Below are 25,396 nucleotides of genomic sequence, written 5' to 3' on the forward strand. Positions count from 1 at the left end.
CACGGCCCGGCGATTGGGTGAAGTACGGTGAATCGCTCCATACTGTTTCGGATTTGGCCTCGATAAAGTGCTGCCGAACTACCGTCGGATCGCCGCGCCGCGGCCCGTCGATGGCGCTCGGGGAAATAGATCACACTTGTCCGCAAAGGGCTCGATGCGGCCATTCGCCAGCCGGGACACGAACGACTGCTAAGCAAGCTCTTAGCATGAACAGCCAGGATACCTCGAAGTTGGGCCGATTGTGTCGGACTTAGAATGCCCCCTTGACAGGCAGTGGGCAGGAAAACCGCCTAAACGTGCAAGCTTACGGTGCATTGGCCGTTGCACGCGGAAGATTGGCGACCCCGGCAGGATTCGAACCTGCAACCTGCCCCTTAGGAGGGTGCTATCCATTGCCCATTTCTCCATTTTCTTTCTGTAGGTTATCATTATTCGACGAGTCCGTCTGTACGGACCGTGTACGAAAACGCGCCCGAATGTCGGCCTCGTCGCTCTCCGGATGGGCGTAGATGCTCATCGGCAGATTGGCATCGGACCACCGGCCCGCCCGCGCGGCAGTAACAGGGTCCACGCCCTGACGTATGACCAGCTCGGTGAAGAATCCGTGCCGTCCTGCGGCATGAGCCGAGAGGTACGGAATGCCAGCGCGGCGGCAGATCGTCTTCCAGCGGTTGTTGTAGCCTGTCGAGCTCGCGTACCCGAAGACTCGCGGCGGCAAGATCGCTCCAGTTCTGCGGTTGCGGGGGCGCTTGGGACGCAACTCCTGCAACTCCGCCATCATTTCCGGCGAGACGGCTATCCAGCTTTCCGGATGTCCCTTCTGAGCTTTGACCCGTACCTGGCATTTCTCCGAGCGCAGGTCGTCCGGGGTCAGAGAAACAGCCTGATCGATCCTGGCGGCCGTTTCGAACATGAAGCGCGCCATGGCAGCATTGTACGGATCGGCTTCCGCACAGAAGGCGTCGATCCAGGCCCGTGTTGCAGGAACCCGCTCAACACGACTGGCCTTGCCGCGGCGCTTGTCTTGGGCGTTGCGCTCGAACTGGTCGTAGCGACGAACGCGCAGCAGTGGCGTCCCCTTCAGCTCGTGCGCATTATTGATGACCGCCCGCGCTGGAGTCACAATTTCCCGCCACCAAGTATCCGTGGACGCGTTTGGGCGTAACTTCGGACCGAGATTCTTCAGCAGACGCCCGGTAATGGCCGCGAGGGGCAAACTGCCGATCTCATCGAGGATCGGTAGTAGTTGGCGCGCACTCCTGCTGTCAGGCTGGTAGAGTTCGGTTGCATCTGCGAAGCGAAGCGCCCGCTCCTCGCCGACGATGTGCTTGCGGATCTGCATCTCGGTCTCTTCGCTTATCCAGTCCCGCGCGCCAGCTTCCGAAGTCGATCTCGTGCTTTGTCGATATGGACCGGCGATCGGGCGGCTGTTGTATTCGATCCAGCCTTTGACCCAATAGACCTTGCCTCTGAGGTACGGTTCGAGCGGCACTTCCAGTCCTCCGTCAGAATTTCATCGATCTGGTCGGGAGTGATGATCATGGCATTGCCGATCCGAAAGCACGCCCCCAAGCGGTTCGCCTTCTCCCGCAACGTCCGCTCCGCGATGTTGATCTGGCGGTACTCCTGCAACCAGGAAACCCAGTCTGCAGGCGACTTGCCTGCGTCCAGAATGGCCGAACCACATCGGGCCTCCTCCGGGCGAATGGCCGCATCGTTCTCTCGATCGAAATCACTTCCCACGGGACCAAGTCCCGATAGCTTGCCCGCCTCTCCGAACCTGGGCTCCTTCGACGGATAGGATCGCCTCGACATGCTCCGCTGACAGCAGCATGACCCGGCCGAGGGCGTAGTAGTGGCCGCAGGAACGAGCCTTCGCCCGCAAAACGCGCGCTGAGACCTCTGCCCCCTGTGAGCGCAGCCGCTCGCACCAAATCTCTGGCGTGACTGCGTTCTCAAATGTATCGTTCATCTGCGCCTCCAAACCGCTTTTACGCTAAGATCATGGCCCGCGAAAATGGGTCAAGCAAATGAAATCATTATGTTTTCTCAGGAGACCAAAAAGCGGCAAGATCTGGCAGGTTTTCGATCTGATGAAGGAACGTTCAATGCCATTCCAGTTCAAGCCCGACCCGGACCAGGACAATTTGGTGATTCGCTCGGGCATGTCAGCGCAGCAAAAGCCACCCCACCCAAATGAAGGGGAGGCACGGTGAGCGTGCCTCCCATCCTCAATGCAATAGTGAAAGTTCAAAACATGAAATCCAAGACGTTCAAAGTCGGCCGCAGCGCCAAGACGGGCCGCTTCACTACGGTCAAGAAGGCCACGCAACGCAAATCCACCCATGTGGTGGAGACCATCAAGAAGAAGTGACGGTCATCGTCGTGCCCTGCGGCAAAGCTCGCGGGGCACGACATTTCACAGGAGTGCAACGTGGTAAAATACACCGATCTCCCGCCCGAGGCGGCTGAGCTGATCCAGCGTCAGTATGAAGTTGACCGTGCCGACGCCGGACCCAAGGCCCCGGTCTCGAGCTTCCGCTATCGGGGCGTCCAGATTGAGAGCCGCTGGGCTGTAATGGCTGAGCTGGACACGATGCGCCGGGTCATCGACGCGATGCCAGAGCTGATGGCGCGCCGCCTCGAAACCATCTGGTGTGATTCAAACGCCGGGGCCTGCTACACGGTCACCGTGCGCCCCAGCCTCTATGTGCCCGACCTCCGCGGGGCAATCTTTGACGCCGTGTTGGTAGCCGGGGGAGGCCACAACGGCATCATGATCGAGGCAGATTGCGGCAAAGGCTGTCACATCGATCCTGACTGGGGTGAGCCCTACTAATTCAAGATTGCGCGCTGGAAAGTCCGTATTGCGTCATCTCCAGACCTTCGCCGCAAGCTCAATGAGTTTCCGGTTTGGGCCTGTATCTGTCTTGATCGCAACGAGCGGAAAGCGGCCTGACGCTGCGCAGAATGGGCCACGGAGTAAGATGAATGAAGCGGACATTCATGCTCGGCGCAGCAACTGCGGCTCCGCATCGTGATATCGGAGAACCTTATGAAATCCCGTTGGTTAGCTGCGTTGATCACCAACCGGACGATGGTCATGCTGCACTTGAACTCGCGCGTGCTCTTCGGAGCGTGGATCTAAACCCCGCGAGTTTCTACGCGGCCTCTAAGGTTTGTGGGGGTCGCCCTGAACGTTATCCTTCAGTTGCTCGTTCAGCCTCGCCGTCACTCCGTCCCGAATTGCCGCCTCCAATCGAGCGCCAAGTCCACCCTTGGCGTCATCGTAGTAGATGCGGTGGATGCTGAAGCGCGCTGCGCTGGCAACAATCGGTGAGATTGAGGCAATATCCACGATTTTGTTTCCGAACTCGACGTTGATTTGCTGAGGGTGGCCGCCTTCGACATTCCCCGGACTATAGAGCTTCCGGGGATAGTTGTCGTAGTAGCAAGCCTCCGACCAAATTTCCTGCCGTTCCTGCAGATCTTTTGCAACCTGCATGCAGACGTTATTGAGCACTTCCACCCGCCGGCCGGCATCGAGCGCCTTCATCGCCGGATTGCCGGCAGCGACGTCTTCCGCGTGCTTCCAGATGTCATGCATGGGGTAGGAGTGCCGAGAAGCGATACGATTGGCAACCGTCTGAATCTCGGGGTCGCTAGCTTCCTGGAAGAGATGCAGAGCCCCCCAGAACAAGCTATCGTCGAGCAAGAGCGCATTTTCGAGGTTAGCCGGATCCCGAAAAAAACGAACCAACGCATGGTTGTGCGCCAGTCCGGCCTGCGCTTCGTTTCCGGCGGAGATGTGCTCGAAGACTCGGCTCATCAAAAGCGAGAACATGTACTCAATCCCGCGGGTCCGCTTGTGCAGATACAGGGTCGGATACAGTTGGAACAGCGTGACGGTGAACTGTTCAAGCGAGATGTAAGCCTTGCTGTTCACGTAGAGAAAGCGCCCTTTAGTGCCGTTCCCGACCTGAAAATTCCGCATGAGCCAGTCGAGGTCGATGCCGCCCGAGGAGACGCCCGCGAAGTAAGGGTCGCGCTTTGCGTAGTCCAGGCGGTCGGCATCGAGTTGGCTCGACACCAGTGATGTATATATGCACTGCTCATCCTTCTTAGCGATCATGTTCGCCACCATCTCTGGGAACCCGGCGCCACCCATCTTCTCGAGTGCGCGACTGATGGACGAATTCTTGATGATCCGGGGACTAATCTTCTCGTGGTCGACCGCGGACGTGAGCGGGCTGTCTTTCGGCTGCGGATTGCGCGCCACGTATAGTTTCATCGCGTTCTCAAACGCGTGGCTGAACATTCCGTGGCCGATATCGTGCAGAAGTGCCGCGGCCAAGCACGCGTGACCTTGACCCGACCAATCGCCCTTTTTGACGTCAGGCTCTACGACTGACAGTAAGCGCTTGGCCACTGCGTATACGCCCAAGGAATGAGCAAACCGAGAATGGGTGGCGGACGGAAATACAAAGTCAGAAAAGCCTAGCTGCTTTACGCGCCGCAGCCGCTGAAAATACGGATCAGACAGCATGGTCTTAAGTTCGAGTTCGGCCTGTCCTTCGAACTCGATCGAACCGTGGATCGGGTCCTTGATCATCTTGGTCGACATTGGCTCTCCTCAGTCTGCAGGTGTGCCGTTGAAACCCGGTGTAACCGTGAACTCGGACATCGCCGCGCCTTTGACAGCAAAAGGCAGCAAGGCTGGATCGGAAGCCGCAACGTCACGGTCGAAGTCTTCGCGACCGAAATCGCGCGGATAATAAGAGAAGCTCTTCAGGGCGAAGTAAGAGTCTTGGTCCATGAAGCGACGGGAAAGGGTGAGGCTTTCTGCCTCGGCTACTTCCGCGGGAAAGTCCGGACTAAGGTGCATCGCGGTGATGCCGGAAGCAGCGGCGGCGCGTTCATCGATCGGCCGCGCCCCAAGCCCGCGCCACTCCTCGATCAGACCGCCCGCCGTTCTCGGCGGTCCATAAGCGAGCACCGGGCCGACCGAAACGCCGGCGACCGCATCTCGTCGGTCGTCGAGCCATGCGGTCGTCTCGCCAAGGGTCTGACGAGACTCACCGGCATAGAGCAGCACGTTAACCTTGGCCTTCACACCGTTGTCACGGCAAGCCGCCAAGAGATCAGAGGCTGCGGAGAGGTAGCGATCGGGGTCACCGGCCTTCTTCATCGCCAGGATTTGGCGCGGAGAGGCGGTCTCCAGCCCGAGATCGATGACCCGCAGCCCCGCCCGAGCAAGGTGCTCAAGGGTTTGGGGCGTCATCACGTCGACCCGAGTTTCGGTACGCCATGAGATATCAAGGCCCTGGCGGTGCACCTCTTCTGCGAAACCCGCCGCCCAGCGGGCGTTCGGCAGGAACATCGAAGACTGGAGGTAAGGGTGGATTTCCTCGCCGTCGTATTGCTCGCGCACAAGAGCCATCGTTTCCGCCAACGCGACGCCGTTCCCGAGTTTTTCAACCTTGATGTCACGCTCTTCACAGAACGCGCAGCCCATTCCACAGCCGCGCGAGGCCTCGATGCTAGGTTGATACTTGCGAAAGTCGTCCACCAAACGATGGTTAAGCGTGAAGCCTGGCGTTGGCTCCGCAATGCGAGTGAGCTCGGGGCTTTCCGTCAGAAGCTGTTCAATGACGCTCTCGCTGAGACCTGGGGCGAGCACATCGGCTTCCGGTAACAGGCAACTCAGCCAATCCGTGTCGGGGCCGACGACCCAACGGCCTCCGACCACGATCCGGCAGTGAGGGTCGGAAGCCTTCGCGAGCTTGCAAAACGCCTGAGCCCAGGGGAGAGCGTAAAAACTCGGAACTGAAACCATCAGCGGGTAGATCGACGGAAATCGCCCGGTTTCCTCTAACTGCTCCAACACATCTTTGGGAAGGCGATGCTCTCCATGGAGCAGGGTTACATTATAGCCCGCGAGCTCGAGTTTGGTGGCTAAGGACAGCGCGCCGTAATTGAGGTATAGCTGTCGTCGCGCCAGTGCATGGTCGCGTTTTTTAGGTGAGAGCATGCCGGCGGAAACGAAATTGACGATGTTTGATCTATACATTCTTTCCACCAATCGTGCCTTGGCAGCAATACATAGGGGAATATCGTGCCATTTATAAGTATCGAGGGCATCGACGGCAGCGGAAAATCCACACAGAGCAACCTTCTAACCGCCGCGCTTCGCAAGATGGGCGAGCAGGTACTCAAGACGAAGGAGCCGGACGGGGGGCTGATCGGTGCCGGTGTCCGTTCTATCTTGGTGGCGGAGCGTGCCGCGAAGCTGTCGCCCCTTGAAGAAATGCTGCTGATTTCGGCGGCCAGGGTAAGCCATGTCGAGAGCGTAATCCGCCCAGCTCTGGACGCTCGCGAGTGGGTCGTCAGCGACCGCTTCCTCGATTCGACCTACGCGTTTCAGGTTCACGACACGGGCTTGCCAGAACAGCTCTATTCGGAAATCGCCTCGGCGGTTGTTGGCGACACAATGCCCGATCTGACCTTCATTCTGGACCTAGACCCCGCGCAAGCGCTAGAGAGACGCTCGGCACGCGACGACGCCGCAGGTCGGGACCCCTCAGAAGCCACCCGGGACTTTGTCCGGATTCGGGAAGGCTTACTTACAGTGGCGAAGCGGAACCCAGACCGGTGCCGCGTCATCGATGCAGCCCGTGCGGCCGACGAGGTCGCCAACCTGATCTTGTCCGAAGTGAAACAATCTGGATTACTGTAGCGACGGTTTCATGTCGTCGAGGTCGGCCGGTGATGACTTTAGTGAGAGCACATTTGTAGCACTTCTTGTTCGACCGCAGAGGCAAGGGCATTTGACGGACGGAGTGATCGTGACTCCACGATACAGGGGGCTATTCAACGGAGACCTTTTCAGCTTTTTACTTCTTCCGGTTGCTCACTCCGCAGCAAGTAAACGTCTGATGCGGAAAAGTGCAATTTGCACGCAGTTTTTCCCGTCCTGGACAGCGACGAGCACTTCGGCCAAGCTACCGGAACGTCTTATGTTCCGGTCCCTGATTGCCCTCCACTTACACTCTTTGCCCCATCTGCACCCAGAACGTCGCTGGTATCATTCCAGCGCCGCGACACGTCCTGGAATGGGGCAACCTGAGCTCGGCGGAACAGATGCAAATGCTTGGCGCTCTTGCTGGCGCCTTGTCGAGCGGCGTGTCACGGCTTCGTACGTCTACCGCCTTCGGTCATTTCCATTTCGTGCTGGATGACAGGGGCCGGCTGACGACGGGTGGCGCCGACCCACTCCTGCCGCTTCTTGGTGAACACATCGACAGGGCCACTTCGGTCGACTTGGCCGTGGCCTTCGCCATGGACAGCGGCGTCGCACTGCTCGAGCCTTGGTTGAGGGAGCTTCTGGCCCGCAAAGGGCGCCTGCGCATCATCGTGGGCGACTATCTCGACACGACCGATCCCGCCGCCCTACGCCGGCTGCTGGATCTGGATGGCGCCGAGCTCTTTGTGTTCGAGACGCGAGGTCTGAGCTTCCACCCCAAGGCTTGGCTTTTCCGTGCGGCGGATGCCTCGGGCATGGCAGTCGTGGGCAGCTCAAACTTGTCAAAGTCCGCGCTGGAGGAGGGCGTGGAGTGGAACCTCCATTCCGAAGCCGCGACGGATCAGGTTGCCGATGCCTTCGAGGACCTACTGCGCAGGCCACAGGTTGCGCCGCTCACCGAAGAATGGGTCGAGAGCTATGCCCGACGCCGTCGCGCGCAACCGCTGCCCGAGTTCTCCCGCAAAATGGTCGAAAATGAGGGCCCGCCTCCTGAGCCGCACCCGATCCAAGTCGAAGCTCTGGAGGCTTTGCAGGCCACGCGTCAGACAGGGCTTCGGGCCGGGCTCGTCGTTCTTGCAACCGGGCTCGGGAAGACCTGGCTGGCGGCCTTTGATACCCAGCGGGCCAATGCCGGCCGTGTCTTGTTCGTCGCGCATCGCGACGAGATCCTGACACAGGCCATGTCTGCTTTCCGGAAGGTGCGTCCCGAGGCCCGCATGGGCCGCTACAGCGGGACGGAGAAAGAGGCCGACGTCGATATTCTCTTTGCTTCGATCCAGACCCTTGGCCGGGCCCAGCACCTGAGGCGTTTTGCGCCGGATCACTTCGACTACATTGTCGTCGACGAATTCCACCATGCCGCAGCGCGGACCTATCAGAACCTGATCGACCATTTCACACCCCGCTTCCTGCTTGGGCTGACCGCCACCCCCGACAGGACAGACGGTGGCGACCTGCTAGGGCTCTGCGGTGAAAACTTGGTGTATCAATGCGACCTCTTCCGCGGCATCGAGGCTGGCCGGCTGTCTCCCTTCCACTATTTCGGCGTGCCGGACGACATCGACTATGCGCAGATCCCTTGGCGGTCCGGCCAGTTCGACCCGACCGAGCTTGAGGCACAACTGGCGACCACCGCCCGCGCCGAAAACGCGCTGGAACAGTTCCGTAAACGGGCAAAGGGCCCTGCGATCGGTTTTTGCTGCTCGAAGCGGCATGCTGACTACATGGCCCAGTTCTTCCGCGACGCGGGGCTGCGGGCCGTCGCCGTCCACTCAGGCGAGGACTCGGCGCCGCGTGCCTCTTCGCTGACCCAGCTGGGCGCAGGAGAGCTGGATATCCTCTTTGCGGTCGACATGTTCAACGAAGGCGTCGACGTGCCCGAGATCGGCACCGTGCTGATGCTGCGCCCGACCGAAAGCGCGATCATCTGGCTTCAGCAGCTGGGTCGCGGGTTGCGCAAGGTCGAGGGCAAAGTGCTTCAGGTCATCGACTACATCGGGAACCACAGATCCTTCCTGACCAAGGTGGCGACCCTGACCGGCGCCGGTGCCGGCGATCGGTCGATCACCCGCAAGCTGGACAAATGGGAGCGCGGAGAGCTGACCATGCCGCCCGGCTGTGAGGTAACCTACGAACTTGAGACCATCGACATCCTGCGCACGCTCCTGAAACCCAAGGAAGGTGCAGCTGAGCTTGAAGCCTTCTACCTGGACTTCCGCGACAGGCAGGGCGTACGACCAACGGCGATCGAGGTCTTCCGCAACGGCTTTGACCCGAGGGCGACTGGGCACGGCAGCTGGTTCAGCTTCGTACGCGACATGGGTGACCCGCTGCCCGAAGAAGTCTTCGCAAGCCATGCGCGATTGCTGGCGGATATTGAGCGACCGAAGCGCTACACGGCTGAAGCACTCGCAGCCATCGAGGCAATACTTGTAGGGCAGCAACCTCGGAACGGCACCGAAGCCCTGGCGTTCGATCCGCATTTTAGCGATGGCCGCAACGGCTGGCAGCTTACACGCCCAAGTCGCGGAGCGGCTCTGCGCGAACTCGCCCAAGAACTGATGGACTGGCGAAAGGCTGAAACCCCTGGCACCGAGGTTGCGGAACCCGAATCGCCGTTCGTTCATCGATCAAAGGGCCTGCAGCTTTGGCAGAGATATCTTGCCCCTGAAATCGCCGAAGCCTTTGGTGTCGAGTACAAGCAAAACGTCTGGCGCACCGGCATCCTACCGATCCGGGAAAAGAACGCTCTGATCTTGCTTGCCAACGTCTCGACCCAGGATCTGGTCTACGAGAATGGGTTCCTGGCGCCGGATCGCCTGCGTTGGTTCAGCCAGAACCGGACGACGCAGGACGGTCGCCATGGCCGGATCATCTCAGGCAAGGAAGATGAGGAAGTCCACCTCTTCGTGCGCCGTGGCAACAAGGTGAACGGCAAGGTGAACCCCTTCATCTACTGCGGGAAACCCCGTTTCCTGTCCTGGGAGGGCGAGAAGCCGATTGCCGTGACCTGGCAACTTACCGAGCCAGTGCCGATGGCGCTGCAGCCAGAGCTCGGTGTGCCTGGCCCAACCTGAGGCTTCTAGGCGCCGGCAGACCTCGGCTCGGCGTCTTTCCAGTGTGAGTTCACTGGAAGACTGCGCGCACGACGGCTGATCGTCTCGAATTGCACCGGACAATAGTCCCAGACATCTACCCCAACGTTCACCGCGTTTCGCGTCCCTGCCCAATTCCCATGAACGTGACCGAAGAGCTGCAGCGCGCCGCGCCGGGCGTGCTCCCAGGTGATCATGGGGTAATGGCAGAGGGTCAGAGGCGGTTCCTTTGGCGCATCCTCCACTTGCGCGAGATGGCCAATACTGTCCCAGGGCAACGCACGTGTCGCAGCGCCATCATGGTTGCCGATGACCAGATGACGCCGCGCACCTGGTAGCTGCTGAAAGATGCCGTGTAGCCAGGCCTCATCGTCAGATCGCTTTCCCCAGGCAAAATCACCAACGATCCATAGATCGTCCTCTGGGCCGACCTTGGACCAAAGGTTCTCCAGCAGCGCGCCGTCCATATGGCTGGCGCTGCGGAACGGACGTTTGCAGAATCTGATGATCGCCTCATGCCCGAAATGCAGGTCCGCCGTGTACCAATGCGCCATCAGAAGCCTCCCCCCGCCGGGCCGCGGGCGAAGATCAGGCAGGCCTGTCGCAACACGTCGTTCTCGGCGCGCAGCCGCTGGTTCTCCAGCTCAAGCTCGGCCTTCGAAATCGCAGCGAGACGCTTCCGGTTGGATAGAAGCACGGGATCAACGGTCTCTAACAGACCACTGTCCTGAACCCACTCGAGCAAGGTCTTCGGCGCGCATCCGATGCGTGGCGCCACCTCGGAGACGGCAGCCCAGAGGGAGGGGTGATCATCCTGAATATCCAGGACCTCCTGGACCGCGCTTGCCCTTTTCTCGGCCGGGTATGAAGGTCTTGCCGCTCTCCCCCGCACAGGTTTCGTTGTCATTCCTTTTTCCACCTTCACTGCTCTGGCTCGGTGCCTGCTGTCAGGTACGTCTGCGAATGAACCCGGTCCGCTTTCGCTCCTCTGGCTCGGTGCGTTCCGGCGGTCGGCGCCCGGCCTCCAAGGCGCCGTGCAAGGTCGACAACGAGGCGTTCAATTCGCTCCGCAATTCGGCGAGCGCCTTCTCTTGCTCGAGTTGCCGCTGCATGCACGCGGAGACGCTCTTCTCCAATTCTTTGACGCAGGCGAGCAACTCTTTCTCGAGCGGTGTCAGGGTCATCTGGAATCACTCCATCGTCAGACAGGTGCGGTTCGTTCCTGCGCCGATCGGGCAGCTTGCGGGCGACAGTCCCGGCGGCAAGACGATCACCTGTCCCAGGCCGCCGACGCCACGGATAGTCCGGCTGCCCGTCAATTGCTCCGGGATCCGCTGGATCGGTGGCTCGGGCGGCGGCAGCGTTGCCACTTTCGCGCCCAGGAACGCGCTGAAGGCCGCCATCAACCCGGCGAGGGCGATCCCCGACAGGATCAGGGCCACCGCACGCCGCGTCACGATCTGGCCGTGCCTCAGGCGATGCTGCTCCAGCTCCCTCATCAGGCTCTCGATTTCGACCCTTCGGTACGCCACCTCGTCCTTCAGGTCCTGCGTGCTCTTGCGGGACAGGTCGCGAAGGCTCTCCAAATCGTCCGAGATTGTACGCGCGGCTCTTTGCGCAGTCTTCCGCAACACGTCGTTCGAGCTCTTCAATTGGGATTGCAGCGAGTCGAGCTGAGCCTCCAGCATCTGCTCCATGTTCTGTCGAATGCGGGGGCTGAGCTGTTTCTGCGGTCCAATCGTCATGGAAGTACTTTCCTCTCAAACGCCACTTGTTCTTTGGCTGGTCAGGGTCGGCGACGGTCACGTAATCGCCCCCCGCTCTCGGGTTGGCGAAGCCGACGCTCTTTAGCGCTTCGAGCAGCGTGTCGCGGTCAAGGATCACCCCCAGACCGACCTGCTCCTTCACCCACTCGTGGACCGCTTCTCGTGTCTGCGCCCGTTCTGGCGCTTCGGTGATGGTCTTCACGTCGCGTGCCCGTGCCGGGTCCATGGGATCGGCCCAGCCATGCCGGCGGTTGTGCAGATCCATGAAAGCCAGGAACGACTGCTCGTGACCTGGCGGCGCGATGTTGAGGGACTTTCCCGTCCGCAGCTCCATCCGCGGCATGAGAAAGTGCAGCTCCACGCGACCCGCATGCAGGTGGCGCACCCACAACATCCGGTAGCGGTCATGGGTCAGGCCTGGGCAAGCGAAGGCCTCGAACGCCTCTATCATCTGGCGCTGCTGCGCTTCTGTCGGGGCATCCTCGGCGGCAAAGCTCAACACCCCGGACTTGTACCGCCAGCGATGCGGCACCGCGTCCACGAGGTCAATCATCCGCTCCGGGTGCCCCTTCAGAACCTCGGGAGCGGTCGAGCGGCGCACACGCTTGATTCTGCCAACCGCGTCGCGCTTGGGCTGGCGGTACTGGTCGTAGTCTACCACCACCTCCTCGATAAGGTACTTCACCGCAGGAGCGGCCTCGCCCTGACCATGGTCGAAGAACTTGACCATCATCGCCAGCTCCAATGCCGGTGCGCCAGCTTGCCCAGCTTCCGATCGATGGCGACCAGCAGGCTCAGGATCGCCAGGCGGTCCAGATAGCTGCCATCTGCCTCGGCCGCCCGCAGAACGCGCGTGACCTCGTCCATGTCGGCCTCGAGGCGAGCGACGGCCCGCATCAGCTCCGGCGGCGCCATGGGGACGTTGGTGCGGTGGCCAGACGTCACCATCCCCAGGGCCTCTCTCAGCAACTCCGCCAGCGGGCGGCGGGCCTGACGTGCGATGTCATCCAATGCGTCCTTCTCAAACTGGGACACCCGGAAGGTAATTGATCGGGACAACTGCTCGGCATACTTGGCTCCTGAAACTGCCGGGGTGTTCGAAGGGGGCGCAGCGCCCTCGCCTGTTCCCGCGTCGCAAGACGTGGGTGAACTTGATTTCCGTCCCGTGACCATCACTCGGCCCCCTCTGACATTTCGCGGAAGACCTGCCACGTTGCCTCTGGGAGCCGCCGCTGGCGGCTGCGAAGCGGTGGCTCGCCTGCCGTGTGGGAGGCGATCTCACCACCACTCCGCGGCGCATGACCTGAAGCGTCGGGCATGGTGGCGCGGTCGTGCAATTGACGCCGCAAGCCTTGAAGCTCTCCGATCAAACCGCGAAGTGCGGAACCACGCGCAGCGGTGTTGCGCGCCAAGCCCAGGAACGCGCGGCGAAGGTCATCGACCTGATGCACACTGCCGACCCGCTCTGCATTTCGATCTGCGACGAGAAGACAGATGGCCGCCTTCTCCGGACCGAGGCAGTCGACCTGCCGCTGCCAGAGACCAGCCGGGATGCCCCGCACCTGCACCCAATCCTTCGCCGCGGCGGGGATCGTGCGCCAATCGGGGGGCGCACCTGGGGGCGCGTACTGCCGAACCGCATCTTCGAAGCCCGGGCTGGCGAGGATGCAGAACTGTGCCGGGGACAGTCGGGGTTCGAGCTGCCCGCTGCTACTTCTTTTTGAGTTTGTTTTTCTACCTTCCCTGGGTGCGACATCCACGTCGCACCGGTCGGACATTTCCACTGCCACAGACGCGTCGGCGAACGTCTCGATCAACGCCTCCAGCGCGTCGGCGATCTCCTTCAGCCGCGCATAGCGCCAGATGCGGGAGGGGCGCCGAGATGGCAGGATCACTTCCGCGGCCTCTTCGGCGGAAGCGTCCCCGGAGGTTCGGACCCGCTCCAACAGCTTGGGGATATGAAGGCGCAGACGCTTGGCCTCTTCCTTCTCGAAGCAAGTCTTCCGCGCGGCGGCCTCGATCTCGCGGGCCCGATCCACGAGCGGAGCGAGGTTGATGCCGAAAGCGTAGCGGATGACGTTTTCCGACCTGACGCCGTAGCGCCGACACCGCGCTGCGCTGGATTTCACGATGAAGCCCAGCTCCGCCAAGCGCGCCTCGGCCCGGGCAATCTGGCGCGGGTCCGCCTCCAGCTGCGACGCCGTTTCCGAGACCGAGGGCCACAGTGCGCAGATCCTGCCTGCGGCATAATCCTGATCCTGAGTCCGGGAGATCGCGAAGCGCAGGTACTTGAGCATAGTATCGGTCAGGCCGAAGTGCTTCGCCGCCTTCACCAGGAGGCCGTAGAGATCCCATCGGGTCATCCCTTCCGGCAGACCGCGGTGCGTCAACACATGCGTCATGCGACCCTCCCATCGGGGAGTTCGCACCAAAGGATTTTCGTTGTGACAGGGCGGCTCGATGCGCTATACTCGGGGAAGCAGAATTTCGTGCCTGCTTTTGAATTTGCCTCGGTTTCGGTTGCCGCCGGACCGAGGTTTTTCTTTGCCCATCTCCCAGCTGAATCAGAGCCAGCCCGGTCCGATTGTACGGGTTTTGTACGGGATGCTCCCGATCTAGGGCCGAAAACCGCCGGAAAATCCTGCAAGAACCTGCAGGATGCGCGCACCCAAGGTGCATAAGCTACTGATATAATTATGAAAAGTGGTGACCCCGGCAGGATTCGAACCTGCAACCTGCCCCTTAGGAGGGGGCTGCTCTATCCAGTTGAGCCACGGGGCCGCTGCCGCGTTCATAATCCAGTCGCCCGCGCGTGTCACGAAGAGGATGAAACGTCTCTCTGAGTGCGCCTGCGCGCGATGACATCAAGAAAAACGCAAGAATAGCTTTGCTCCACGCCTGTTTGGCGCATATCGTGGAATAGCCGAGATTGTTTCGGTCTAGGTATCAGTTCAACCAAGGTTAGGGTTTACATGTTCTCCATCACACAATCCCCACGCCGTGCGCTGCTGCGCAGCGGCACGGCCATCGTCTTTGTCCTCGCCGGCAGCCACGCGGCGATGGCGGACACAACCGCACCCTGCAACACGGGCGCTGGCACCAATAGCGTCGAATGCGGCGAAAACAGCACCTCGAACGGTGACTTCTCGGTCGCCATCGGGGATCAGTCGGTGACCGATGCAACGTCGACCGACGGCATCGCCATCGGGTCCGAAGCCGCAGCCACCGGCCCCTCCACCACCGCAGTCGGCGGCGAGACCGTCGCAACCGGCCCCGGCACCACCGCCATCGGCTGGCAAAGCCAGGCAACAGCCGAACGCGCACAGGCCTTCGGGCACCTCGCAACCGCGCAGGGCGTCCGCAGCCTCGCGGTTGGCGAGAACGCCGACGCGCAAACCGACAACGCCACCGCCATCGGCAACGAGGCCATCGCGAACGGCGTCGATTCGATTGCCTTCGGTGACACCTCGCAGGCCACCGGCCCCTCCACCACCGCAGTCGGCGGCGAAACCGTCGCGACCGGCCCCGGCACCACCGCCATCGGCTGGCAAAGCCAGGCAACAGCCGAACGTGCACAGGCCTTCGGGCATCTGGCAACCGCACAGGGCGTCCGCAGCCTCGCGGTCGGTGAAAACGCCGACGCGCAGACCGACAACGCCACCGCCATCGGCAACGAGGCCATCGCGAACGGCGTCGATTCGATTGCCTTCGGTGACACCTCGCAGGCCACCGGCCCCTCCACCACCGCAGTCGGCGGCGAAACCGTCGCGACCGGCCCCGGCACCACCGCCATCGGCTGGCAGAGCCAGGCGACGGCGGAACGCGCACAGGCCTTCGGGCATCTCGCGACCGCACAGGGCGTCCGCAGCCTCGCCGTTGGCGAGAACGCCGACGCGCAAACCGACAACGCCACCGCCATCGGCAACGAGGCCATCGCGAACGGCGTCGATTCGATTGCCTTCGGTGACACCTCGCAGGCCACCGGCCCCTCCACCACCGCAGTCGGCGGCGAAACCGTCGCGACCGGCCCCGGCACCACCGCCATCGGCTGGCAAAGCCAGGCAACAGCCGAACGCGCGCAAGCCTTCGGGCACCTTGCGACGGCACAAGGCGTCCGCAGCCTCGCGGTCGGTGAAAACGCCGACGCGCAGACCGACAACGCCACCGCCATCGGCAACGAGGCCATCGCGAACGGCATCGACTCGATTGCCTTCGGTGACACCTCGCAGGCCACCGGCCCCTCGACCACGGCAGTCGGCGGCGAAACCGTCGCAACCGGCCCCGGCGCCACGGCGATGGGCTGGCAAGCCATGGCAACGGCAGAGCGTGCACAAGCGTTCGGCCACCTTGCCCGTGCAAGCGGTGTGCGGTCCACGGCGGTCGGCGAAGGGGCCGTCGCGTCCGGCGAGCGGTCGCTGTCCTTCGGCAACCTGGCAACGGCCACGGCCACCAACTCGGTCGCAATCGGTGACGGGGCCCAAGCCACCAACGCCAACCAGTTCGTCCTCGGCAACGCGCAGAACACCTATACCACGCCCGGAATCAACTCCGCAGAAAGCACCGCGGCACAGGGCGCCGTCGTCGGCTACCTGACGACGGACGCGTCGGGCAATCTCGCGGTCGACAATTCCGCGCTGCCGACGGCGGCGCTGACCAGCGCGGTCCAGGCCAACACAGGATCGATTGCGGCCAACTCCCGTGGGATTGCGTCGAACGCGCGTGGCATCGAGAACAACAAGGAAGGCATCGCGATGGCGATGGCCCTCGATGCGCCCTACGTGCCCAGCGACCGGACCTTCGCCTTGTCCACCGGGATCGGCGCCTTCGAGGGCAAGACCGCCTTCGCGCTCAACATGGGCTTCCGCGCGAGCGATTCCGTGCAGTTCGACGCCGGTCTCGCCCACGGTTTTGACAATAACCAGACCGGTGGCCGTGTCGGGGTGACATGGGCCTGGTAACGGCAACACATCTCGCCATGAAGGGAGCGTCGCAACGGATCGTTGCGGCGCTTTTCGCCGTAGTGCTCATGACCGGACCTGCGGCCGCACAAGAGCAGGTCGAGCGCAGCTTCGCCGTCGCGCTGATCCGCGACATCATGACGGCCGTGAATCACGGCAACTGGACGGGCAACTATACCGTGCTGCGGGATTATGCCGCGCCCGAGTTTTCTGCCGCGAACGATCCGACCCGGCTTGCGGGGCTCTTCACGCCGGTGCGCGAGGCCGGTCTCGACATGCTGCCGGTCCTTGTGACCGAGCCTGAAATCCTCCAGGCCAAGATTGCCGCCGGGGGTCAGCAGATGCGGCTCACAGGGTACTTTCCGACCCGGCCACAGCATTTCAGCTTTGACATGGTGCTGGTGAACGAAGGCCGGCGGTGGGTTCTGCTGGATATCTCGGTGGGCGCTTTCGATCCCATATCGGTTCCGGCCCCGGACCCCTCCGCAGAGGCGCAGACCGACCCCGACCCGGAAACCGAGGCGGAGTAAGCCCTGCTTGCAGCGGTGACGCCGGTTCGGCTAGAATCGGCGCACCCCCTGACAGGAACGCCCCGCGCCATGACGTCACAGGATAACCGACCGCTCACGCTTCGCGACGTATCCGAGGCTTCGGGCGTGTCCGAAATGACCGTCAGCCGCGTCTTGCGCAATCGCGGCGACGTGTCCGATGCCACCCGCAGCCGCGTCCTCGCCGCCGCCAAGACGCTGGGCTACGTGCCGAACAAGATCGCCGGCGCGCTGGCCAGCCAGCGGGTGAACCTTGTCGCGGTCATCATTCCCTCGATGTCCAACATGGTCTTCCCCGAGGTCATGACCGGGATCTCCGAGGCCCTCGACGAGACCGATCTGCAGCCCGTGGTCGGCGTCACCGGCTACCGCCCTGAGAAAGAGGAAAAGGTCCTCTACGAAATGCTGTCCTGGCGCCCCTCGGGCGTGATCATCGCCGGCATGGACCATTCCGACGCGGCGCGCGCCATGCTGCGTGCCTCCGGCATCCCGGTGGTCGAGATCATGGATGTGGACGGCACCGCGATCGACTCGGTGGTCGGCATCTCGCACCGCCGCGCCGGCTCGCAGATGGCCAAGGCGATCATCAAGGCCGGATACCGGCGCATCGCCTTCCTGGGCACCAAGATGCCGCTCGACCACCGCGCCCGCAAACGCTTCGAAGGGTTCACCGAAACCCTCGCCAAGGCCGGGATCGAGATCGAGGACCGCGAGTTCTACTCCGGCGGTTCGGCGCTGAAGAAGGGACGCGAGATGACCCGCGACGTGCTGGCCCGCAGCCCCGACCTCGACTTCATATACTATTCCAACGACCTGATCGGCGCGGGCGGCCTGCTCTACCTCACCGAGCAGGGCGTCGACATTCCCGGCGAGGTGGGTCTTGCGGGCTTCAACGGTGTCGACCTGATCAAGGGCCTGCCGCGCGAACTGGCCACCATGGATTCCTGCCGCCAGGAAATCGGCCGCCGCGCCGCGGACCTGATCGTGACCCGCGCCGCCAGCGTCGACGGCCAGGGCGCGCCGTCGCGCATCGTCCTGGAGCCCACGCTCACCTACGGCGACACCCTGCGCCGCCTTTAGGGCGCTCCACGCCTCTCGCCTGTCGCGGACAGAGCAGACACCACCTCATTCACACCGCACCATCCTGCGGGCGCAGTCCGACGACATGTTCCGTCGCCTGGAAGAGGCCACGGGCCTCGACATCACCCCGCCGGGCTTTCCCGCCGAAATGGTCGACGACGACCCCGAAGAACCGGCATTCGGGGTGCGCCCGCGCGGCCATGCGACCTGAGCAATGCCGACCCGGCGTCGAAATTAATGGAAACGTAACCAATATCCATCAATTCTCCGCCTTGTCCCGCAAGGCCGTTAACCATGCCCGGCGGATTGAATTGAAAGCCGCCCTCGAATCTGGCTTTGTCATAAGGGGTTTTCTGGTGGATTATTCGCGATGCTGTTTCTTGCAGGTCTGATCGGTATGGTGGCCGTTGGCACCGCCGCGATGTGGGGCTTCGAGGACCTCGGCACCAGCAACGCCCGTGACGATATCGGTACGCCTGGCGACCCGTCCGATGAAGCCTCCGACTATGACAACGGCGCCGCGGCCTACTCCGGTGCACAAGACTCGCTGCTCGATATCGCCACCGACGACGACCCCGAAGGCGACGATTACGGCATTGCCCGCGGCACGGCCGATGCCGACACGCTGTCCGGCGGCGAGGCCAGTGAGTTTCTCGAAGGTCTCGATGGCGACGACCTGATCGCGTCGGGGGACGGCGACGATGTCGCGCGCGGCGGCGACGGTGACGACACGATTAACGGCGAGGCCGGCGACGACACCCTTCATGGCGAGGCCGGGAACGACACCCTGGCAGGCGGCGCAGGATCGGACAGTGTCATGGGCCACGATGGCGACGATCATCTCTCGGGCGGCGCCGGCGACGACAGCCTTGTCGGCGGCGAAGGCGCCGACACGCTCATGGGCGACACGGGCGATGACGCGCTGCACGGCTATCTCGGCAACGATTCCCTCGATGGCGGCGCCGGGGCCGACACGCTCTTCGGCGGCGACGGTAACGACGTGCTGACCGGGGTCGCGCCCGATGCCACGGCGCCCGAGCAGGATCAGGACTATCTCAACGGCGGTTCCGGCGACGACGAGATCACGCTGGGCGCCGGCGATATCGCCACCGGCGGCACCGGCGCCGACAGCTTCATTCTCCGCGATTGGCTGGACGCCGATCACCAGGGCCAGATCGTCGATTTCAACACCGCCGAGGACAATCTCGTCCTACTCTACGACTATGACGGCACCGTTCCCGACGTGACCATCGAAGAAGACCCCGACGCGCAGAACCTGCACCGCGTGCTGCTGGGGGGCGAGGTCATTGCCAACGTCACCAGCGACGCTGCCCTGACGCTCGCGCATATCACGCTGATCCCGCAAACCACGGGCTGATCCCGCCCTCGCGTCCATACCGGGCGATACCCCCTTTCCAAACGTCCGGGAATCTCCTATACGCCCGCATCTGCCGCTGAAATCGGCAGGTATCTCCACAGGACCTTGCTGGACGACATCCCGGCTCGTGCCCTTCACCCTTCAACCAAAGGAGACCCCGATGTCGATCACTGTCGAAGAAAAAGCCAAGGTGCTGAAAGAATTCGCAACCAAAGAGGGCGACACCGGCTCGCCCGAAGTTCAGGTCGCAATCCTCACCTCGCGCATTTCCACCCTGACCGAGCATTTCAAGACCCACAAGAAGGACAACCACGGTCGCCGTGGCCTTCTGAAAATGGTCGCCCAGCGCCGCAAGCTGCTGGACTACCTCAAGGGCAAGGATGAAGGCCGGTACCAGGACCTGATCAAGCGTCTCGGCATCCGCCGCTGATCGCACCGATCACCAGAGTTTGACAAGAATGCCCGCTCCACCGAGCGGGCATTTTCTTTTGCAACCATCGCCGGGCACCAAAAGAAAAAGGCCCGGGTCGTTTCCGAGCCCGGGCCAATCTCACTACATCCTGGTCCGCAGGTCAGTGCAGCTTGGCGTCGACCTGTGCGATCGACTCGTCGATCAGCTTGCTGTTGTCATCCTCGGTCATCGCCTTGGCGACCACGTCCTTGGCGGCGGCCACGGCCACCGCGATGGCTTGGTCGCGCACGTCCTTCACTGCATTGGCCTCAGCCGAGGCGATCTGTTCCTCGGCCGCCTTGATCCGGCGCTTGATGGACACTTCCAGGTCCTTCTTGGCCTGCTCGGCGGCTTCGGCAGCTTCGGTCTTGGCATGGGCCACGATCCGGTCGGCCTGGTCCTGCACTTCCTTCTGCTTGCGTTCATAGCTGGCCAGCAGGGTCTGTGCTTCCTCGCGCAGTGCGCGCGCCTCGTCCAGCTCCGACTTGATGCCGTCGGCCCGCTTGTCCAGCATCTCGCCGATCTTGCCGGGCACCTTCAGATAAACCAGCAGCGCGATGAACAGGATGAAGGCCAGCATCACCACGAAATTGGTGTTGCCCAGCGAGAAGAACGGCCCGGTGGCGGCCAGCGCGGGGCTGGCGACGACCATGGCGGTCAGGGTTGCGATCAACTGTTTCATGGCGCTCACCCTTTCAGCCGCGAATTGACGGCGCTCGTGACGGTCCGCGCATCGGCCTTGAAGCCCATCGCCGCGACCAGTTCCTTGGCGGTGTCCTTGGCCACCTCTTTCACGCTTTCCATGGCATTCGCCCGGATGTCCGCGATGGCCTTTTCGCCTTCGGCGGTCTTGGCCGCGATCTCGGCATCGGCCTTCTGCGTGGCCTCTTCCAGCTCGGCGTTGATCTCCGCCTTGGCCTCGGCAATGATCTCCTGCGCTTGCGCACGGGCATCGGCGAGGGCCTTGTTATAGGCGTCCTCGGCGTCCGAGGCTTTCTCTTTCAGGTCTTCCGCCGCGGCCAGATCGTTGGTGATCGTGCCCTGGCGCTCGGCCAGCACCGCCGCGATGCGCGGCAGCGCGATCCGCGACAGGATGAAAAAGATCACGATCAGCGCGATGACCAGCCAGAAGATCTGGTTGCCCATCCAGTCCGGGCAAAGCTGGGGAAGGCCAATTGCCCCACCGCCTGCGTCGACGCAAGCGCTGGCAGCACCTTCTCCTAGGGTATCGGTCGCCATCTGCGTTCTCCTTGTTGCGCCTGCCCATGTTGTATCAGGTTTTCCGGATCATGTCCGGTCACCGGGGCCGCGCAAGGCTCAATGTTCGTGTCGTATCGCCATGCCCCGGCTTCGGGCCGGGCGCGGCGCCATCCGGATCTTCCTCACGGGACGCCGGGGGACGGGCATCACGCCCCTCGCCCCGGCCCGTAAGGATGAAACCCGTCTGGCTTAGACGGCGAACATCAGCAGAAGCGCGACGAGGAACGAGAAGATCCCCAGTGCTTCCGCGAACGCGATACCGATGAACATGGTCGCGGTCTGGCCACCGGCAGCCGAGGGGTTGCGCAGGGCACCGGCCAGGTAGTTGCCGACCACGTTGCCCACACCGACGGCCGCGCCGCCCATGCCGACAGACGCCAGGCCCGCGCCGATGAATTGACCCATTTGTGCGATATCGCCTTCCATGTCTTTTCTCCTTACGATGGAATTCAGTGATCTGTTGTTCGTTGCTGGCGCCGGAAACCGCCGCCGTAGCGTGGGTGACAACCCACGCTATCTCCTAATGATGCGGGTGCAGCGCGTCCTTGAGGTACACGCAGGTCAGGATGGTGAACACGTAGGCCTGGATGAACGACACCAGCACCTCCAGCCCGTAGACCGCGGTGATCGCCAGGATCGACAGCGGCGTGACCACAAGGCCCACCCCGGTCGAGATCAGCACCAGCGGCGCAAAGGCGGCGAACACCTTCATCACGGCGTGGCCCGCCATCATGTTGCCGGCAAGACGGATCGAGTGGCTGACCGGGCGCACGAAGTACGAAATCACCTCGATCAGCGCCAGGATCGGCCGCAGCACCAGCGGCGCCGAGCTGATCCAGAACAGGCTCAGAAAGCTCGCGCCGTTCTTGACGAAGCCCAGCACGGTCACGCCGATGAACACCATCATCGCCATCACGGCGGTCACGCCGATATGGCTGGTCGATGTGAACGATCCCGGGATCAGCCCGAGGAAGTTGGCGAAAACGATGAACATGAACAGCGTCATGATATAGGGGAAATACGGCAGCGCGTCCTTGCCCGCCACGTCCTCGACCATCTTGCGGATGAAGCCGTAGGCCAGTTCGGCCACCGACTGCAGGCGGCCCGGAATGACCGACCGCGCGGACGTGCCCAGCACCATCAGCGCGAACACCGCCAGGCATGTCAGCGCCATCCACAGCGTCACGTTGGTGATCGTGAACAGGCCCACCGGACCGTCTCCCGCCAGCGGCTTGATGATGAACTGATCCATCGGGTGGAAAACCAGCCCTTCGCTTTCGCCATGCGCTTCAGTGGCCATCTGTCATCCTCTTGTCGTCACCCTCGCGGGCTCGCTCTGCGTCCAGCGTTTCCGCCGCGTTCTTCAACTGGATCTCGTTGGCGCTGCGCATCATCGTCTTGATGCCCGCCGCAAGGCCCAGCAATGTAAACAGCACGAGGAAGATCGGGATCGTCCCGAACAGGTAATCCAACCCGTACCCCATGCCAAAGCCGATCCCCAGACCGGCCACTAGCTCGATCACCATCCGCCAGGCCAGCTGCGCCTGGGAATAGTGGTTCTCCATGTGGGGCTTCGGCGCATCCACGCCCTTCAGCGCGTTGATCCTGTCTTCAAGCCGCTTAAGCCGCTCGTGTCGGTCAGGATCGTTCACGTTTGCCCCTCCGGAACCGTTGCGCTGTTGCTATGCCGCACCCGCGCCTGAGTCAAGCGCGCGGGCGCCCCCGTCAACCCATTGATAAGTCTACGATTTACCAAGATGCGCCGCTCCGCCGCAGCGCCTCTCGGGCCCCGCAAACCGGATTCCGCATATTCAACCAGGCGGTTGAGATTGCCCGCGCGCGCCGTTTCATGGTTCCGCAAACACGCGCCATCCCCGCAGCGCCGCGCGCAGCACGGGTCCGGCGGTGTTCCTGCCCCCGGCTTTTTCTTGCCAAGAATACTCGACTCCCGACGCCAGCCTCAGGGTTCAAGCCACGAGATATCCGCGCCCCACCCCGCCAGAAGCGACTCGAGGTCCCCGGGCCGGATCGCCACCGTCCGGTCATTGACCAGCGGATGCGCATGGACGAAATCCGCGGCCTTCACCGCCGCGTCCATCCACAGCTGCACGCCGGTCCCTGCGCCGTTGACCATCGACAAAGGGCTCACCGCGCCGGGCCGCACGCCCAAGAACTCCATCAACCGATCCGCCGAGCCAAAGGACAGTCCGGCCACCCCCATCTGCGCGCCCAGCGCCTTCAGGTCCACCTCCCGGTCCTGTTCCAGCACCACCAAGTGGTTCCGCTTCTTGCGGTCGCGCAGGTAGAAATTCTTGATGTCGATCCGCCCCGGTCCGCCCGGCACGGCCCCGCCCTGCACCGTCTTGGCGTCCTCGACCGTGCGCAGCGGGATATGCTCGTAAAGCTCGAACTCCACACCTGCCGCGCGCATCTGCGCCAGCAGATCATCGGAACTCACCGGCAAACTGTCCTGAAAGGCGGACGTGGCATCGACCATATTCAAAGGCTCCTTGAACAGACACGGACGGCTAGTCCGCCGGGTCGTCCTTCTCGAAGAACGACTTCAGCCTGTCAATGGCCCCCGGCTTGTCGTTCTCGGTCGTGTCGCCCTCCTCTTCTGCCGTCTCGTCCTCGCGCACGATCCCGCCTTTCATCACCCCTGCCAGCACCGTGTCCCAAAAGAGGTCGATATCCCCCTCGCGCAGCCGCGCCATCTCCTCCGCATCCAGCTGCAACTGATAGCGAAACTCCGCGTTGCCACCCTGCGCCGCCACCAGCTTGCCCAGGCCCCCGGCCAGCATCCGCTCGGTGCGCGCGGCCCCCTCCGGCACGCTCACACTCATGTCCCGCGCCGCCAGCCGCCAATCCATGTCGACGAAGTCCTCCGACAGGCTCCAGCGGTCCTCGACCATGACCGTCGCCCGGCCCGTCTCGATCCATGTCAGCGGCGCGCGCGGCACCAGCCGCTTCAGCTGCGCCGCATCCACGTCCTCGAAGGCCCAGCGCGTCTCGCGCCCCTGCTCGGTGATCTCGCGCGTCTCCACCAACAGCGGCCGGCCCGCCACCTCGGCCTTCAGGTTCGACCGAAACAGCAGATCAAAGAGCGCCAGCCCGCTGCGAAACGGCGCCATCTCCCCGGTCTTGATCGCCAGCGTGTAGGGCTCGGTCCCACGCGGCCGGATCTCCACGTCGACACCCTCGACCGCCAGCCGATCAGCCTTGAACGCCCGGCGCGGCTTGGGCAAACCACGCGCCTCGCCCGCCGTCTCCTCCCTGGGAAGCGGCGGAATGACATATCCTTCCACCCCCTCGACCTGCCCCAGCTCCAGACGCGGCGTATCACCCAGCAGGCTCCACAGGTCCACATCCGCCTCCGCCCGCGCCACAGCCAGATCAAAGGCCAGCCCGGTCTCATGCGCCCGCGTCATTTCCAGCCCCTCCAGCACCACGTGCCCGCCCAGAAGCGAGCCACTGGCTTCGGCATAGCTCACGCTCATCCCCGCCTTCTCGCTCGCGGTCTCGATCACCGTTCGCAGGATCGGCTGGAAAAACACGTAGGTCGCCACGACCCCCAGCACGCCCAGCACCGCGCTGCCGCCGGCCACCCAATGCACCATCTTGCGCGGGATCAGCGGCTTGCGCGGCGGCGAGGATTTGCCCCTGGCCGAGGCACGCCGCGCCCGCCGGGCCTGGACCCATTCCGCGAACACCCCGCCGAACAGCAGGAAAAGACCCTCGATCACCGCCCCCACGATGGCGCCCAGAATGGCGATCACCGGCGCCATGCACGCCAGGATGATTTCCGCAAAGACAAGAACCAGCGCTTCCATCGCGAAATCCCCTTAAGCAATGCGCGCACTCTAGCCGTGCCCGTCACACGCTGCCAACGCCTTAGGTCCCGGTGCCGTGGCCTTGGCGCTTGCGGTGGCGTTCCTGCATCAGCGCCAGCATCCTCATGGAAACACACCACCATATTGACTCGGCCCCCGCAAAGGCCTATCAGCCGCGCAACATCACGGAAGTCAGCGCGCTTCCGGTCCCTTGGGCGCAGCCCGGGA

25 protein-coding genes, 1 tRNA gene and 2 pseudogenes are annotated in these 25,396 nt (G+C 62.9%); 10 read left to right on the forward strand and 18 right to left on the reverse strand.

The features are described from left to right. Positions 1–385 precede the first annotated feature (385 nt). Complete coding sequence (locus tag FIU85_RS09685; RefSeq protein ID WP_172978855.1) at positions 386–1,492, reverse strand: tyrosine-type recombinase/integrase; 1,107 nt, start codon at positions 1,490–1,492, stop codon at positions 386–388. Positions 1,493–2,041: 549 nt separating this feature from the next. Between FIU85_RS09685 and FIU85_RS22005 the strand changes: the two genes are divergently transcribed. Then, positions 2,042–2,200 carry a hypothetical protein gene (locus tag FIU85_RS22005; protein ID WP_172978856.1) on the forward strand — a complete coding sequence of 53 codons (159 nt, stop codon included), beginning with the start codon at positions 2,042–2,044 and terminating at the stop codon, positions 2,198–2,200. A 234-nt stretch (positions 2,201–2,434) separates the two neighbouring features. Then, entirely contained in the window at positions 2,435–2,839 is a 405-nt protein-coding gene (locus FIU85_RS09695) for a hypothetical protein (protein ID WP_152496746.1), read from the forward strand. Positions 2,840–3,172: 333 nt separating this feature from the next. On the opposite strand, the gene FIU85_RS09700 is transcribed toward FIU85_RS09695, so the two are convergent. Together FIU85_RS09700 and FIU85_RS09705 are read right to left on the reverse strand one after the other, a co-directional pair. Further along, positions 3,173–4,624, reverse strand: coding sequence for an HD domain-containing protein (locus FIU85_RS09700; protein WP_152496747.1), 1,452 nt, complete (start codon positions 4,622–4,624; stop codon positions 3,173–3,175). A 9-nt stretch (positions 4,625–4,633) separates the two neighbouring features. Further along, a complete protein-coding gene (locus tag FIU85_RS09705; RefSeq protein ID WP_152496748.1) occupies positions 4,634–6,070 on the reverse strand; it encodes a radical SAM protein in 1,437 nt (478 codons plus the stop codon). A gap of 45 nt (positions 6,071–6,115) precedes the next feature. On the opposite strand from FIU85_RS09705, the gene tmk reads away from it, so the two are divergent. Next, the gene (tmk, locus tag FIU85_RS09710; protein WP_152496749.1) at positions 6,116–6,736 is read left to right on the forward strand and encodes a dTMP kinase; all 621 of its coding nucleotides are present in this window, start codon (positions 6,116–6,118) and stop codon (positions 6,734–6,736) included. Positions 6,737–7,140: 404 nt separating this feature from the next. Next, positions 7,141–9,879 carry a DUF3427 domain-containing protein gene (locus FIU85_RS09715; protein ID WP_152496750.1) on the forward strand — a complete coding sequence of 913 codons (2,739 nt, stop codon included), beginning with the start codon at positions 7,141–7,143 and terminating at the stop codon, positions 9,877–9,879. Positions 9,880–9,884: 5 nt separating this feature from the next. On the opposite strand, the gene FIU85_RS09720 is transcribed toward FIU85_RS09715, so the two are convergent. The 8 genes and pseudogenes from FIU85_RS09720 to FIU85_RS09745 form a co-directional block, all read right to left on the reverse strand. Further along, complete coding sequence (locus FIU85_RS09720) at positions 9,885–10,451, reverse strand: metallophosphoesterase (RefSeq protein ID WP_152496751.1); 567 nt, start codon at positions 10,449–10,451, stop codon at positions 9,885–9,887. Then, a complete protein-coding gene (locus tag FIU85_RS09725) occupies positions 10,451–10,804 on the reverse strand; it encodes a transposase (protein ID WP_152496752.1) in 354 nt (117 codons plus the stop codon). The genes FIU85_RS09720 and FIU85_RS09725 overlap by 1 nt, the downstream gene beginning before the upstream one ends. Before the next feature lie 40 nt (positions 10,805–10,844). Then, on the reverse strand, positions 10,845–11,081 hold the full coding sequence (locus FIU85_RS22300; protein WP_254703040.1) for a hypothetical protein: 237 nt from the start codon (positions 11,079–11,081) through the stop codon (positions 10,845–10,847). Between the two features lie 6 nt (positions 11,082–11,087). Then, positions 11,088–11,642, reverse strand: coding sequence for a hypothetical protein (locus FIU85_RS22305; protein WP_254703041.1), 555 nt, complete (start codon positions 11,640–11,642; stop codon positions 11,088–11,090). 40 nt (positions 11,643–11,682) lie between these two features. Next, a pseudogene (locus FIU85_RS22595) lies at positions 11,683–12,396 on the reverse strand (relaxase/mobilization nuclease domain-containing protein); the annotation flags it as partial. Then, on the reverse strand, positions 12,393–12,698 hold the full coding sequence (locus tag FIU85_RS09735; RefSeq protein WP_152496754.1) for a hypothetical protein: 306 nt from the start codon (positions 12,696–12,698) through the stop codon (positions 12,393–12,395). The gene FIU85_RS09735 and the pseudogene FIU85_RS22595, both read right to left, overlap by 4 nt. A 137-nt stretch (positions 12,699–12,835) precedes the next feature. Next, a complete protein-coding gene (locus tag FIU85_RS09740; RefSeq protein ID WP_152496755.1) occupies positions 12,836–14,065 on the reverse strand; it encodes a helix-turn-helix domain-containing protein in 1,230 nt (409 codons plus the stop codon). 302 nt (positions 14,066–14,367) lie between these two features. Further along, positions 14,368–14,444, reverse strand: a tRNA-Arg gene (locus FIU85_RS09745). Between the two features lie 191 nt (positions 14,445–14,635). Here FIU85_RS09745 and FIU85_RS22505 point away from each other — a divergent pair. From FIU85_RS22505 to rpsO, 6 genes and pseudogenes are all read left to right on the forward strand, one after another. Then, positions 14,636–16,621: a YadA-like family protein gene (locus FIU85_RS22505; RefSeq protein ID WP_152496756.1), complete on the forward strand. Its 1,986-nt coding sequence runs from the start codon at positions 14,636–14,638 to the stop codon at positions 16,619–16,621. 17 nt (positions 16,622–16,638) lie between these two features. Then, the gene (locus FIU85_RS09755) at positions 16,639–17,151 is read left to right on the forward strand and encodes a hypothetical protein (protein WP_172978857.1); all 513 of its coding nucleotides are present in this window, start codon (positions 16,639–16,641) and stop codon (positions 17,149–17,151) included. 69 nt (positions 17,152–17,220) lie between these two features. Next, complete coding sequence (locus FIU85_RS09760; RefSeq protein WP_152490931.1) at positions 17,221–18,249, forward strand: LacI family DNA-binding transcriptional regulator; 1,029 nt, start codon at positions 17,221–17,223, stop codon at positions 18,247–18,249. Positions 18,250–18,316: 67 nt separating this feature from the next. Then, positions 18,317–18,460, forward strand: a pseudogene (locus FIU85_RS09765) (NAD(P)-dependent oxidoreductase); the annotation flags it as partial. 159 nt (positions 18,461–18,619) lie between these two features. After that, a complete protein-coding gene (locus FIU85_RS09770) occupies positions 18,620–19,627 on the forward strand; it encodes a calcium-binding protein (RefSeq protein ID WP_152496758.1) in 1,008 nt (335 codons plus the stop codon). Positions 19,628–19,787: 160 nt separating this feature from the next. After that, entirely contained in the window at positions 19,788–20,057 is a 270-nt protein-coding gene (rpsO, locus tag FIU85_RS09775) for a 30S ribosomal protein S15 (RefSeq protein WP_152490929.1), read from the forward strand. A 142-nt stretch (positions 20,058–20,199) separates the two neighbouring features. Here rpsO and FIU85_RS09780 read toward each other — a convergent pair whose 3' ends face one another. The 7 genes from FIU85_RS09780 to FIU85_RS09810 form a co-directional block, all read right to left on the reverse strand. Next, a complete protein-coding gene (locus FIU85_RS09780) occupies positions 20,200–20,760 on the reverse strand; it encodes a F0F1 ATP synthase subunit B (RefSeq protein WP_152496759.1) in 561 nt (186 codons plus the stop codon). Positions 20,761–20,765: 5 nt separating this feature from the next. Continuing rightward, a complete protein-coding gene (locus FIU85_RS09785; protein ID WP_152490927.1) occupies positions 20,766–21,317 on the reverse strand; it encodes a F0F1 ATP synthase subunit B' in 552 nt (183 codons plus the stop codon). Between the two features lie 210 nt (positions 21,318–21,527). Next, positions 21,528–21,764: a F0F1 ATP synthase subunit C gene (locus tag FIU85_RS09790; protein ID WP_057790696.1), complete on the reverse strand. Its 237-nt coding sequence runs from the start codon at positions 21,762–21,764 to the stop codon at positions 21,528–21,530. 94 nt (positions 21,765–21,858) lie between these two features. Next, positions 21,859–22,638 (reverse strand): F0F1 ATP synthase subunit A, encoded by a 780-nt coding sequence (locus FIU85_RS09795; protein WP_152490926.1) that lies wholly within the window; start codon positions 22,636–22,638, stop codon positions 21,859–21,861. Next, entirely contained in the window at positions 22,628–22,990 is a 363-nt protein-coding gene (locus FIU85_RS09800; protein ID WP_152496760.1) for an AtpZ/AtpI family protein, read from the reverse strand. The genes FIU85_RS09795 and FIU85_RS09800 overlap by 11 nt, the downstream gene beginning before the upstream one ends. 308 nt (positions 22,991–23,298) lie before the next feature. Continuing rightward, complete coding sequence (locus FIU85_RS09805) at positions 23,299–23,835, reverse strand: prolyl-tRNA synthetase associated domain-containing protein (protein ID WP_152496761.1); 537 nt, start codon at positions 23,833–23,835, stop codon at positions 23,299–23,301. A 31-nt stretch (positions 23,836–23,866) separates the two neighbouring features. Further along, entirely contained in the window at positions 23,867–25,168 is a 1,302-nt protein-coding gene (locus FIU85_RS09810; RefSeq protein ID WP_152496762.1) for a hypothetical protein, read from the reverse strand. Positions 25,169–25,396 lie beyond the last annotated feature (228 nt).

Source organism: Roseovarius sp. THAF8, assembly GCF_009363735.1.
In the GTDB taxonomy this organism is placed as follows: domain Bacteria; phylum Pseudomonadota; class Alphaproteobacteria; order Rhodobacterales; family Rhodobacteraceae; genus Roseovarius.